The organism is Streptomyces roseoviridis (assembly GCF_039535235.1).
Lineage (GTDB): Bacteria > Actinomycetota > Actinomycetes > Streptomycetales > Streptomycetaceae > Streptomyces > Streptomyces roseoviridis.
The window spans coordinates 2,318,766-2,331,471 of record NZ_BAAAWU010000001.1; the positions used below are offsets into that span (position 1 = coordinate 2,318,766).

Consider the following 12,706-nt stretch of genomic DNA (forward strand, 5'->3'; position numbering starts at 1 on the left):
GGTCGTCCGATCTGCCACGATTCCCCGGGGGGCCGTTCTGTCCGGTGAACGGTGCTCGTTGGAGTTGCGAGCAGGGTTGGGGTCTCCCCTGCTCGGAGAGCTCGGGGAAGGATGGACCGCGCAGTGCGGGGCTACGAACGCCAGGAGAGCCACCGAGCTGAAGACGACCATCTTTCGCGGTTCGAAGCCGAGATGGACCGGCTGAAGAAGGAGCGAGAGAAGGCCGTCCAGCACGCCGAGGACCTCGGGTACCAGGTCGAGGTGTTGCGCGCCAAGCTCCACGAGGCGCGGCGCACCATCGCGACCCGTCCCGCCTACGACAGCGCGGACATCGGCTACCAGGCCGAACAGATGCTGCGCAACGCGCAGATCCAGGCCGAGCAGCTGCGCCAGGACGCCGAGCGCGAGCTGCGGGAGGCCCGTGCCCAGACGCAGCGCATCCTCCAGGAGCACGCCGAGCAGCAGGCCCGCCTCCAGGCGGAGCTGCACAACGAGGCCGTCCAGCGCCGTCAGCAGCTCGACCAGGAGCTGAACGAGCGCCGTCAGACCGTCGAGTCGCACGTCAACGAGAACGTGGCGTGGGCCGAGCAGCTGCGCGCCCGCACCGAGTCCCAGGCCCGCCGCCTGCTGGAGGAGTCCCGCGCCGAGGCCGAGCAGTCGCTCGCCGCCGCGCGCGCCGAGGCCGCCCGGATCGCGGAGGAGACCCGCCGCCGGGTGGGTTCCGAGGCGGAGGCGGCCCGTGCCGAGGCCGAAGCGATTCTGCTGCGGGCCCGCAAGGACGCCGAGCGGCTGCTGAACGCCGCCTCCAGCCAGGCGCAGGAGGCCACCAGCCACGCCGAACAGCTGCGTTCCTCGACGACCGCCGAGACCGAGCAGGCCCGCCGTGAGGCCGCCGAGCTGTCCCGCGCCGCCGAGCTGCGCGTCCAGGCTGCCGAGGAGCGGCTGCGCGAGGCCAGGGCGGAGGCGGAGCGCACCCTTGCCGAGGCCAAGGAGACGGCGGCCCGGCAGCTCGCCACCGCCGAGTCCGTCAACGAGCAGCGCACCCGTACCGCCAAGACGGAGATCGCCCGGCTCGTCGGCGAGGCCACCAAGGAGGCCGAGGCCCTCAAGGAGCAGGCCGAGGAGAAGCTGCGCGAGGCGACCGCCGAGGCCGAGAAGATGGTCGCGGAAGCGGCCGAGAAGGCCCGTACGGTCGCCGCGGAGGACTCCGCCGCGGCCCTCGCCAAGGCCGCCCGTACCGCCGAGGAGGTCCTGAACAAGGCGTCCCAGGACGCCCAGGAGACCACCCGCAAGGCCGCCGAGGAGGCCGAGCGGATCCGCCGCGAGGCCGAGGCGGAGGCCGACCGGCTGCGTTCCCGGGCCGAGGAGCAGGCCGACGAGCTGCTCGGTTCGGCGAAGGACGACACCAAGGAGTACCGCGCCAAGACGGTCGAGCTGCAGGAGGAGGCGCGCCGGCTGCGCGGCGAGGCCGAGCAGCTGCGCGCCGAGGCCGTCGCCGAGGGCGAGCGGATCCGCGGCGAGGCCCGGCGCGAGGCCGTCCAGCAGATCGAGGAGGCGGCGAAGACCGCCGAGGAGCTGCTCGCCAAGGCCCGCAAGGACGCCGACGAGCTGCGCACCAGCGCGGGCGCCGAGAGCGAGCGGGTGCGCGGCGAGGCCATGGAGCGGGCGCAGACGCTGCGCACCCAGGCCGAGGAGACCCTGGAGCGGACCCGCGCCGAGGCGGAGCGGATGCGCGCCGAGGCCGAGGAGCAGGCCGAGTCGGTCAAGGAGGCGGCGGAGGCCGCCGCGGCCCGGCTGCGCGAGGAGGCCGAGCGGGCCGCCGCGGCCCGGCAGGCGGAGGCCGCCGAGGAGCTGGCGCGGCTGCACACCGAGGCCGAGACGAAGCTGTCGTCGGCCGGTCAGGAGCTTGACGACGCGCGCGCCGAGGGCGAGCGGATCCGCCGCGAGGCCGCCGAGGAGACCGAGCGGCTGCGGACCGAGGCCGCCGAGCGGATCCGTACGCTCCAGGCGCAGGCCGAGCAGGAGGCCGAGCGGCTGCGGACGGAGGCGGCGACGGACGCGTCGACCGCCCGCTCCGAGGCGGAGGCCGCGGCCACCGCGCTGCGCGAGGAGGCGCAGGCCGAGGCCGAGCGGCTGCGCTCGGAGGCGCAGGAGACGGCCGACCGGGTACGGGCCGAGGCCGCGGCCGCGGCCGAGCGGATCGCCGCGGAGGCCGCGGAGGCGCTCGCCGCCGCGCAGGAGGAGGCCAACCGGCGCCGCCGGGAGGCCGAGGAGACGCTGGACTCGGCCCGTTCCGAGGCCGGCCGGGAGCGCGAGCTCGCCCGCGAACAGAGCGAGGAGCTGCTGGCCTCCGCCCGCAAGCGGGTCGAGGAGGCACAGGCCGAGGCGCACCGTCTGGTCGAGGAGGCGGACGCCCGCGCCACCGAGATGGTGTCGGCGGCCGAGCAGACCGCGCAGGAGGTCCGTGACTCGGTCGCGGGTCTGCGGGAGACGGCCGAGGAGGAGATCGCCGGGCTGCGCAGCGCGGCCGAGCACGCGGCCGAGCGCACCCGCACGGAGGCGCAGGAGGAGGCGGACCGGGTCCGCGCCGACGCGTACGAGGAGCGGGAGCGGGCCACCGAGGACGCGAACCGCATCCGCGAGCGGGCCCAGGAGGAGTCCGAGGCGGCGAAGGCGCTGGCCGAGCGGACCGTCACGGACGCGCTGGCCGAGGCGGAGAAGCTGCGCTCGGACACCGCCGAGTACGCGCAGCGGGTACGGACCGAGGCGACGGACGCCCTGGCGTCGGCCGAGCAGGACGCGGCCCGCACCCGTGCGGACGCCCGCGAGGACGCCAACCGGATCCGTTCGGAGGCGGCCGCGCAGGCGGAGACGGTGGTCGGCGAGGCCCGTGCGGAGGCGGAGCGGATCGGCGAGGAGGCGTCGCGGACCCTGGACGAGGCCCGCGAGGCGGCCGACAAGCGCCGCGCGGACGCCGCCGAGCAGGCCGACAGCCTCATCGGCGAGGCGACCGCCGAGGCCGAGCGGATCGCCGCCGAAGCCGAACGGCTCCTCACGGAGGCCGAGCAGGTCAAGGCCGACGGCGTCGCCGAGGCCGAAGCCCTGCGCGCCGCCGCCCGCGCCGACGGCGAACAGGTCCTCGACGAGGCCCGCAAGGCCGCCGACCAGCGCCGCACCGACGCCGCCGAACAGGCCGACACCCTCATCGGCGAGGCGACCGCCGAAGCCGAGCGGATCGCCGCCGAAGCCGAACGGCTCCTCACGGAGGCCGAGCAGGTCAAGGCCGACGGCGTCGCCGAGGCCGAAGCCCTGCGCGCCGCCGCCCGCGCCGACGGCGAACAGGTCCTCGACGAGGCCCGCAAGGCCGCCGACCAGCGCCGCACCGACGCCGCCGAACAGGCCGACACCCTCATCGGCGAGGCGACCGCCGAAGCCGAGCGGATCACGACGGAGGCCGCCGAGCTCCTGGAGTCGACCGAGCAGGAGGCCCTGCGGCTGCGGACCGAGGCCGAGCAGGTCAAGGTCGACGGCGAGGCGCACGCGCAGGCGCTGCGCAGTGCCGCGCTCGCGGACGCCGACCGGATCCTGGACGAGGCCCGCAAGGCCGCCGACCAGCGCCGGTCCGAGGCCGCCGAGCAGGCCGACGCCCTCGTGGGCGAGGCCACGGCCGAGGCCGAGCGGATCGCCGCGGAGGCGGAGCGGGTCAAGGCGGAGGCGGAGGCCGCGGCCGAGGAGATGCGGGCGGACGCGCGCGCCGAGGCCGACCGCACGCTCGACGAGGCGCGGGAGGCCGGTGCCAAGCGGCGCGCGGACGCGGCCGAGCAGGCGGACCAGCTGATGGCCAAGGCCCAGGAGGAGGCGCTGCGCGCCACCACCGAGGCGGAGGCGCAGGCGGACACGATGGTCGGCGCGGCCCGCAAGGAGGCCGAGCGGATCGTCGCCGAGGCGACCATCGAGGGCAACTCGCTGGTGGAGAAGGCCCGTACGGACGCCGACGAGCTGCTCGTCGGGGCGCGCAGCGACGCGACGGCCATAAGGGAGCGGGCGGAGGAGCTGCGTTCCCGGGTCGAGGCCGAGATCGAGGAGCTGCACGAGCGGGCGCGGCGCGAGACGGCCGAGCAGATGAAGACGGCCGGCGAGCGCGTGGACAAGCTGGTGAAGGCCGCCGAGGAGCAGCGGGCGGAAGCCGAGGAGAAGGCCAGGGAGCTGGTGTCCGAGGCGAGTTCGGAGGCGAGCAAGGTGCGCATCGCCGCCGTGAAGAAGGCCGAGGCGCTCCTGAAGGAGGCCGAGCAGAAGAAGGCGTCGCTCATCGCGGAGGCGGAGCGGATCAAGGCGGAGGCCGAACGGGAGGCCGAGGAGACGGTGTCGGAGGGCAAGCGCGAGCTGGACGTGCTGGTGCGCCGGCGCGAGGACATCAATGCCGAGATCTCCCGTGTCCAGGACGTCCTCGAAGCGTTGGAGTCTTTCGAGACGCCGTCCGGCGGGGACAAGTCCGCCGTGCGGGAAGGGGCCAAGGCAGCCGCGTCGGTGGGGTCCACCCGTTCGGGTGGCAAGTCCTCCGACGGCTAGCCACTCAAAAGGCTGGACATTCTCCAGATCAAACGGGCATACGCTCGATGACACGCCGCTTCGACCCCTAGGATTCCCTCTAACACCTCACCGGTCTCATTCGACAGGAACCCCATGAGCGACACTTCCTCCCCCTTCGGCTTCGAGCTCGTGCGGCGTGGTTACGACCGCGGTCAGGTGGACGACCGCATTACCAAGCTCGTCGCCGACCGTGACAGTGCTCTGGCCCGAATCACCTCTCTGGAAAAGCGCATCGAGGAACTGCACCTCGAAACGCAGAACGCCCAGGCGCAGGTCACCGACGCCGAGCCGTCGTACGCCGGTCTCGGCGCCCGCGTCGAGAAGATCCTCCGGCTGGCCGAGGAGGAGGCGAAGGACCTGCGCGAGGAGGCCCGTCGCGCCGCCGAGCAGCACCGTGAGCTGGCCGAGTCCGCCGCCCAGCAGGTCCGCAACGACGCCGAGGCGTTCGCGGCCGAGCGCAAGGCGAAGGCCGAGGACGAGGGCGTCCGGATCGTCGAGAAGGCGCAGGGCGAGGCCAACTCGCTGCGTGCCGAGGCCCAGAAGGACGCGCAGTCGAAGCGCGAGGAGGCCGACGCGCTCTTCGAGGAGACCCGCGCCAAGGCCGCCCAGGCCGCCGCGGACTTCGAGACGAACCTGGCCAAGCGCCGCGAGCAGTCGGAGCGCGACCTGGCCTCGCGTCAGGCGAAGGCGGAGAAGCGCCTCGCGGAGATCGAGCACCGGGCGGAGCAGCTGCGCCTGGAGGCCGAGAAGCTGCGTACGGACGCGGAGCGCCGCGCCCGTCAGACGGTGGAGACCGCGCAGCGCCAGGCCGAGGACATCGTGGCCGACGCCAACGCCAAGGCGGACCGGATCCGCAGCGAATCGGAGCGCGAGCTGGCGGCGCTGACGAACCGCCGCGACTCCATCAACGCGCAGCTGACCAACGTCCGCGAGATGCTGGCGACGCTGACCGGTGCCGCGGTCGCGGCGGCCGGCTCCCCGATCGACGACGAGCGCACCGCGGGCGTCCCGGCCCAGCAGTCGCGCTGACCGGAGCCCCGGGGTTCCGACGCGTAGCAGACCCCCCGTCATTCCGGTGGCGGGGGGTTTTGCGTGCCCGTAGGTTGGTACGCATGATCGAGCTTGAGGGCCTCACCAAGCGGTACGGGCAGAAGACGGCGGTCGACCATCTCACCTTCACCGTACGGCCGGGCGTGGTCACCGGCTTCCTGGGGCCGAACGGGGCGGGCAAGTCGACCACGATGCGGATGGTGCTCGGTCTGGACAACCCGACGAGCGGGACGGTCCGGATCGACGGCAGGCACTACCGGGAGTTGCAGGAGCCGCTGAAGTACATCGGGGCGCTGCTGGACGCCAAGGCGATGCACGGCGGCCGCTCCGCGTACAACAACCTGCTGTGTCTGGCCCAGGCGAACCGCATTCCGCGGCGCCGGGTCGACGAGGTGCTCGATCTGGTGGGTCTGACGCCGGTCGCGAAGAAGAAGTCGAAGGGCTTCTCGCTCGGCATGGGCCAACGCCTCGGAATCGCCTCGGCGTTGCTGGGGGATCCGGAGATCCTGATGTTCGACGAACCCGTCAATGGTCTGGACCCCGAGGGAATTCACTGGATCCGCAATCTGATGAAGGCGCTGGCCGCGGAGGGACGGACGATCTTCGTTTCCAGCCATCTGATGAGTGAAATGGCGCTGACGGCCGATCATCTGATCGTGATCGGGCAGGGAAAGCTGCTGGCCGACACGTCGATGGCGGATTTCATCCAGCAGAATTCCCGGAGTTACGTCCGGTTGCGCTCGCCGCAGCAGGAACGCCTGCGGGACGCGCTGCACGCAGGCGGTTTTGTGGCGGTCGAGGCGGGCGGGGGCGTCCTGGAGGTCGACGGGACGACGACGGAGACGCTGGGCGAGCTGGCGGCCGCGCACCAGATCGTGCTGCACGAACTGAGTTCCCAGCGGGCCTCCTTGGAGGAGGCGTTCATGCAGATGACGGCGGGCGCGGTGGAGTACCACGCGCACGGGACGGACGTACACGGCGGCGGTGGCGCGGCCGGGCCCCGGTGGGGCGAGACCTTCGAGGGAGCCTGAACGATGGCAGCGGCATCCGCGGTCCTCCAGTCGGAGTGGACCAAGATCAGGACGGTCTCGTCGACGGTGTGGACGCTGGCGAGCGCCCTGCTGGTGACGGTGGCGATGAGTGCGGCGCTGTGCGCGCTGATGAGGTCGGAGTTCGACAACCTCTCCGAGGTGGAGCGGGCGACCTTCGACCCGACCTTCCTCAGTTTCTCGGGGATGATGCTCGGGCAGCTGGCGATGGTGGTCTTCGGCGTCCTCGTGGTGGGGACCGAGTACTCGTCGGGGATGATCCGCACGTCCCTGGCGGCCGTCCCGCAGCGGGCGAGCTTCCTCTTCTCCAAGATCGCCGTGGCCGGTGCCCTCGCCCTGGCGGTGGGCCTCGCGACCAGCTTCCTGTCCTTCTTCCTCGGCCAGGCGCTGCTCGGTGAGCACCGCACCACGCTGGGCGCGGACAACGTGCTGCGGGCCGTGGTCGGCGGCGGGCTCTACATGGGGCTGATCGCCGTCTTCTCGATGGGCGTGGCGGCGATGCTGCGCTCCTCGATGCTGTCGCTCGGCATCCTGGTGCCGTTCTTCTTCCTGATCTCGCAGATCCTGTCGGCGGTGCCGAAGGCCAAGGAGGTCGCCCGTTACTTCCCCGACCAGGCCGGCTCGAAGATCATGCAGGTGGTGCCGGACGCGATGGGCTCGGAGAAGGCGCCGTACGGGCCGTGGGGCGGTCTCGGGATCATGCTGGTCTGGGTGGTGGCGGCGCTGGTCGGCGGCTACCTGGTGCTGAAGGAGCGGGACGCCTGACGGAGCCCCGGGGGCTGAGGGGGTGTTCCGGGACGGCCCCGCTGCCCGCCCCCGAGACGTCCCGGAGCCGACCCCGAGACCGTCCCGGAGCCGACCCTGAGACCGTCCGGAGCCGACCCTGAGCCGACCCTGAGACGTCCCTGGTCCGCCCCCAGGTCACGATTCGCGCATCGGCGGAACCGTGAACGGCTGGATAAGCTCTTCGCTCGTACGGGGGGCTCCGGCCGCCGGCCGTGACGCCCCGACGACGACCTGACCTGTCGATGGGGCTGGAGAATGATCGAGGCAGTCGGCCTGACGAAGCGCTACGGCGCCAAGACGGCCGTGTACAACCTTTCCTTCCAGGTGAGGCCCGGGCACGTCACGGGCTTCCTGGGTCCCAACGGCTCGGGCAAGTCGACGACCATGCGCATGATCCTCGGCCTTGACCGGCCGACGTCCGGGCATGTCACCATCGGCGGGCACCCCTTCCGGCAGCTTCCCAACGCTCCCCGGCAGGTCGGCGCGCTGCTCGACGCGAAGGCGGTGCACGGCGGGCGCAGCGCCCGCAACCACCTGCTGTCGCTCGCCCAGCTCGCCGGCATCCCGGCGCAGCGGGTCGACGAGGTGCTCGGCGTCGTCGGCCTCCAGGACGTCGCCCGGCGCCGCTCCAAGGGCTTCTCGCTCGGTATGGGCCAGCGGCTCGGGATCGCGGCGGCGCTGCTCGGCGACCCGCAGGTGCTGCTCTTCGACGAGCCGGTCAACGGCCTCGACCCGGAGGGCATCCTCTGGGTGCGCAACCTGATGAAGAAGCTGGCGGCCGAGGGCCGGACGGTCTTCGTCTCCAGCCATCTGATGAGCGAGATGGCGCTGACGGCGGACCACCTGATCGTGATCGGCCGCGGGCAGCTGCTCGCGGACATGAGCGTGAAGGACTTCATCTCGGCGAACTCGGCGGACTTCGCCCGGGTGCGGACCCCGCAGGCCGAGCCGCAGCAGCGGGAGAAGCTGACCGCGGTGCTTACCGAGGCCGGCGGCAGCGTGCTGTCGGAGCCGGACGGGGCGCTGCGGGTGACCGGGCTCGCGCTGCCGCGGATCAGCGACCTGGCGCACGAGGCGGACGTGCGGCTGTGGGAGCTCTCGCCGCACCAGGCGTCGCTGGAGGAGGCGTACATGCGCATGACGCAGGGCGCCGTGGACTACCGCTCCACCGACGACCGGCTGGCCCACCTCCAGCCGCCGCTGCCGCCGCACCAGCAGCCGCAGGACCAGGGATACGTGATCCCCGAGGTGCCGCAGCAGGGCTGGTACGCCCCGCCGCCGCCCGGACAGAACCCGTACGCGCAGAACCCGGACGGGCCGAACCCCTACGCGCAGAGCCCGCAGCAGAGCCAGAACCCCGAGGACGCCCGATGACCACCCCGCCGCCGGCCCCGTACTCGTACGTCTCCCCCATCCCGGTCCGCCGGGCGCACCTCGGCGACGCGCTCGCCTCCGAGTGGACCAAGATCCGCTCGGTGCGCTCCACGATGTGGACGGTGGGGATCATGGTGCTGCTGATGCTCGGCATCGGCCTCGCGGTGGGTGCGGTCGCCGCCGCCGCGGGCCCGGAGATGTCGGAGGAGTCCGCGCTGGGGCTCGGCTTCTTCGGCATGCTGCCGGCCTCGATCTGTGTGATGACCCTGGGCGTGCTCAGCATCAGCTCCGAGTACGGCACGGGCATGATCCGTACGACGCTGACCGCCTGCCCCAGCCGGTCGCGGGTGCTCACGGCGAAGGCCATCGTCTTCTTCGTGCTGGTCTTCTCGCTGGTCACGGCGATGGCGGCGGTGGTCGCCGCGGCCCAGGTGGCCATGGTCGACGCGGCCCAGCCGACCGGTGCGCAGTGGCTGCGGGCCACCGTCGGCGTGGGGCTCTTCCTGGCGCTGCTGGGTCTGCTGGCGATGGCCGTCGGCGCGATCATGCGGCACTCGGCCGGTGCGATCACGGTGATGATCGGGGTGCTGCTGCTGCCGCTGGTCGCGGCGCTGTTCATGTTCTCCCAGGCGCTGCGCTCGGTGCAGGAGACGCTGTTCATGTACGCGATCCCCTCGCAGATGATCGCGCTCTACAGCGAGTCGGCGCCGTTCAACGACCAGGGTCCGGCCGGCTGGGAGCCGGTGCTGATCGTCGCCGGGCTCACCGCGGCCGTCCTCGGCAGCGCGTTCGCGCTGCTCAACAGCCGGGACGTGTAGCCGTCCGAGGGGCCCGGGACACGGGCCGCTCAGTAGCGAGGCGCGTTGCGGGACCGCTGCACCCGGGTGGTGCGGCGGTCCTTGGCGTTCCAGCAGGCCTTGTGCCAGTGGCGGCGGTCGTCCACGCCGCCGTACTCCGGCCAGGCCACCAGGTGCGGGGCGCCGGAGGGGATCTCCTGGTCGCAGCCCGGGCAGCGGTAGCGCTTGCCGGGCGCGCTCGCGCCGGCCACCAGGCGGACGTACCACTCCTCGCCCTGCCAGCTCTCGGTGCGCTGCACACCGCCGTACCGCTCTCCCGGATCACCCTGTGCTGTGGGCTTCGCGCCGCCACGGGGGCGGTTGTGGCGCGGGGACACTTCGACACCTCGCTGGGGGGACGGAACACGGAAGGTTCCGTCCAGCGTACGGGCCGCGACGGGGTGCCCACTCCCCCGCCTGACAGGGATGAGCGGAAAATCGCAAGAACTTCATGAAGGGCCGTTGCCTTTGGCACGTGTCAGACGTTGTTGCCGGTACGTGGGGAAGTCCGAGGGGGGAGACGCGCCGTCCGCGAGGAGGCAGAAACGATGCGCGTGGGTACGTTCGTACTGGCCGCCCAGTTCCCGGGCCAGGGCCAGGGGGAAGCACTGCATCGCGCGGTGCGGACCGCCGAGGTCGCCGAGGAGGCGGGGCTCGACTCCGTCTGGCTGGCCGAGCACCACTTCGTGCCGTACGGGGTGTGCCCCTCCGCGGTCACGCTGGCGGCGCTGCTCCTGGGCCGCACCCGCCGGATCCGGGTCGGCACGGCGGTCAGCGTGCTGCCGAGCGTCCACCCGGTGGCGCTGGGCGAGCAGGCGGCGCTGCTGCACGTCACCTCGGGCGGCCGGTTCACCCTCGGGGTGGGCCGGGGCGGGCCCTGGGTGGACCTGGAGGTCTTCGGTTCGGGACTGCCCGCGTACGAGCGGGACTTCCCCGAGTCGCTCGATCTGCTGCTCCGCTGGCTGTCCGAGCCCCGGGTCGGCGCCCAGGGGGAACGATTCGCTTTCCGCGAGGTGGCGGTCGTGCCCGCTCCGGGCGAGCTGATCGGCGGCCCGGCCGCCCCCGAGGTGGTGGTCGCCTGCACCTCGCAGCACAGTGTGCGGCTGGCCGCCGAGCGGGGCCTGCCGATGCTGCTCGGCATGCACTGCGGGGACGAGGAGAAGGCCGAGATGGTGGCCTGCTGGGAGCGGTGCGCGCGGGAGGCCGGACGCGACCCGGACGAGATCGCGCGCATCGGCGCCGGCCACGTGTCGGCCGGGGTGGCCCAGGTCGCCGACCGCACCGCCGACGCGGCGGAGGCACTGGTGAAGGCGATGCCCGGTTGGCTGAAGCAGGGCCTGGACGCGCATGTGACGGTGGACGGCCGGCAGCGCGCGATGCGCGACCCGGTCGCGTACACGGAGCTGCTGTGCGGGCTGCACCCGGTGGGCACGCCCCGGCTCGCGGCGGACCGGCTCGCGGCGACCGCCGAGCGCACCGGCATCACCCGCTTCGCGCTGCTCGCCGAGGGCTCGGGTGACCTCACGGCGACGGAGGAGAACGTGCGGCGGCTGGGCGCCGAGGTGCTGCCCCTGCTGGCGTGACGGTTCATGCGGCGTGACGGCTCGTGGCGGTGCGGGACCGCGCCGCCGCTCCGGCATCCTTTTCCTTCTCCCGCGATGCGGAGCGGCGACGGCCAGGTCCGTCAGCAGTCGCGCAGTTCCGGCGACTGGTTGAGAAGCTGCCCCCGGACGGAGGTGAAGCGGGCGAGCCGCTCGTCCACCGACGGGTCCAGCGGGAAGACCGCCACCCGGTGGCAGTTCTGGAAGGCGAGACGCACCCCGAAGTGCCGCTGCAGCGCACCGCGGATGGCATCGCTCGCGAGGGCACGCAGCAGCTGACCGCGTGCCTGCTCGTTCGGCGGCGGCGTCTGGTTGTCGGCGAACTCTCCGCCGTCGACCTTCAGCTGTGCCACCAGAGAACTGATCATCTCCCACGCGTAGGGCAGGGAGGTCCGGACGCAGTCGACGAAGTCGGCTTCGTCGACCTCGCCTCGCTCGGCCTGTTCCAACAGCGCCGGTGAGACGTCGAGCGACATGGGTTCTCCTCTCGCGACCCCGCGAGCGGGGTCTTGCGGGCAGGGGCAGGGGCCGGTGACGCGCACGCAGCGTGCACGGGCGACGACCTCCTGTCCTCCACGGTAAGCGCCGGGTCCTGACCGCACCAGGAGATTGGGCACACAACCGGCCAATAAGCGACGGGTGTTGGGCGTACGCCCGGCGGGCGTTACGGCCCGAATCGCGTAGAGCGGCGTGCGTCTTGTAGCGTTGCGGACCATGCGTCTCGTCATTGCCCGTTGCTCCGTGGACTACGCGGGCCGGCTCACGGCCCACCTGCCCTCCGCGCCCCGTCTGATCCTGGTCAAGGCCGACGGCAGCGTCTCCATCCACGCGGACGACCGGGCGTACAAACCGCTCAACTGGATGTCGCCGCCCTGCACGCTGAAGGAATCCGTCGACGGCGAGGCCGTGGAGAACGGGGCGGCCGCGGTCTGGACCGTGATCAACAAAGCGGGCGAGAAACTGATCATCACGATGGAGGAGATCCTCCACGATTCCTCGCACGAACTGGGTGTCGACCCGGGTCTCATCAAGGACGGCGTGGAAGCGCACCTCCAGGAGCTCCTCGCGGACCGCATCGAGACGCTGGGCGAGGGCTGGACCCTGGTCCGCCGGGAGTACCCGACCGCCATCGGCCCGGTGGACATCCTGTGCCGGGACGCCGACGGGGCGACGGTCGCGGTGGAGATCAAGCGGCGCGGCGAGATCGACGGCGTGGAGCAGCTGACCCGCTATCTGGAGCTGCTCAACCGCGACCCGCACCTGGCGCCGGTGAAGGGCATCTTCGCGGCCCAGGAGATCAAGCCGCAGGCCCGGGTGCTCGCGACCGACCGCGGGATCGACTGCGTGGTGCTGGACTACGACGCGCTGCGCGGGATCGAGGACGACAAGCTGCGGCTGTTCTGACCCCCGGTACGTACGT

General features: G+C 72.5%; 10 protein-coding genes. 8 read left to right on the forward strand and 2 right to left on the reverse strand.

Translation table 11 applies throughout. From position 1 onward, the window contains the following. Positions 1-123: 123 nt before the first annotated feature. The 6 genes from scy (at position 124) to ABD954_RS10305 (ending at position 9,667) form a co-directional block, all read left to right on the forward strand. The gene (scy, locus tag ABD954_RS10280) at positions 124-4,569 is read left to right on the forward strand and encodes a polarized growth protein Scy (protein WP_425584110.1); all 4,446 of its coding nucleotides are present in this window, start codon (positions 124-126) and stop codon (positions 4,567-4,569) included. Positions 4,570-4,683: 114 nt separating this feature from the next. Next, positions 4,684-5,619: a coiled-coil domain-containing protein gene (locus ABD954_RS10285; RefSeq protein WP_345485591.1), complete on the forward strand. Its 936-nt coding sequence runs from the start codon at positions 4,684-4,686 to the stop codon at positions 5,617-5,619. Between the two features lie 83 nt (positions 5,620-5,702). Beyond that, positions 5,703-6,671: an ABC transporter ATP-binding protein gene (locus ABD954_RS10290; RefSeq protein WP_345485592.1), complete on the forward strand. Its 969-nt coding sequence runs from the start codon at positions 5,703-5,705 to the stop codon at positions 6,669-6,671. Positions 6,672-6,674: 3 nt separating this feature from the next. Next, entirely contained in the window at positions 6,675-7,454 is a 780-nt protein-coding gene (locus ABD954_RS10295; RefSeq protein ID WP_345485593.1) for an ABC transporter permease, read from the forward strand. Between the two features lie 276 nt (positions 7,455-7,730). After that, a complete protein-coding gene (locus ABD954_RS10300) occupies positions 7,731-8,849 on the forward strand; it encodes an ATP-binding cassette domain-containing protein (protein ID WP_345485594.1) in 1,119 nt (372 codons plus the stop codon). Further along, positions 8,846-9,667 carry an ABC transporter permease gene (locus ABD954_RS10305; RefSeq protein ID WP_345485596.1) on the forward strand — a complete coding sequence of 274 codons (822 nt, stop codon included), beginning with the start codon at positions 8,846-8,848 and terminating at the stop codon, positions 9,665-9,667. Before ABD954_RS10300 ends, ABD954_RS10305 begins: the two co-directional genes overlap by 4 nt. A gap of 29 nt (positions 9,668-9,696) precedes the next feature. Here ABD954_RS10305 and ABD954_RS10310 read toward each other — a convergent pair whose 3' ends face one another. Then, a complete protein-coding gene (locus ABD954_RS10310; protein ID WP_345485597.1) occupies positions 9,697-10,023 on the reverse strand; it encodes an ATP/GTP-binding protein in 327 nt (108 codons plus the stop codon). Positions 10,024-10,233: 210 nt separating this feature from the next. On the opposite strand from ABD954_RS10310, the gene ABD954_RS10315 reads away from it, so the two are divergent. Then, complete coding sequence (locus ABD954_RS10315) at positions 10,234-11,268, forward strand: LLM class flavin-dependent oxidoreductase (RefSeq protein WP_345485598.1); 1,035 nt, start codon at positions 10,234-10,236, stop codon at positions 11,266-11,268. A 101-nt stretch (positions 11,269-11,369) separates the two neighbouring features. On the opposite strand, the gene ABD954_RS10320 is transcribed toward ABD954_RS10315, so the two are convergent. Continuing rightward, positions 11,370-11,762 carry an SCO5389 family protein gene (locus ABD954_RS10320; RefSeq protein ID WP_015036224.1) on the reverse strand — a complete coding sequence of 131 codons (393 nt, stop codon included), beginning with the start codon at positions 11,760-11,762 and terminating at the stop codon, positions 11,370-11,372. 238 nt (positions 11,763-12,000) lie between these two features. On the opposite strand from ABD954_RS10320, the gene nucS reads away from it, so the two are divergent. After that, positions 12,001-12,690 (forward strand): endonuclease NucS, encoded by a 690-nt coding sequence (nucS, locus tag ABD954_RS10325; protein ID WP_345485599.1) that lies wholly within the window; start codon positions 12,001-12,003, stop codon positions 12,688-12,690. Positions 12,691-12,706: the final 16 nt, after the last annotated feature.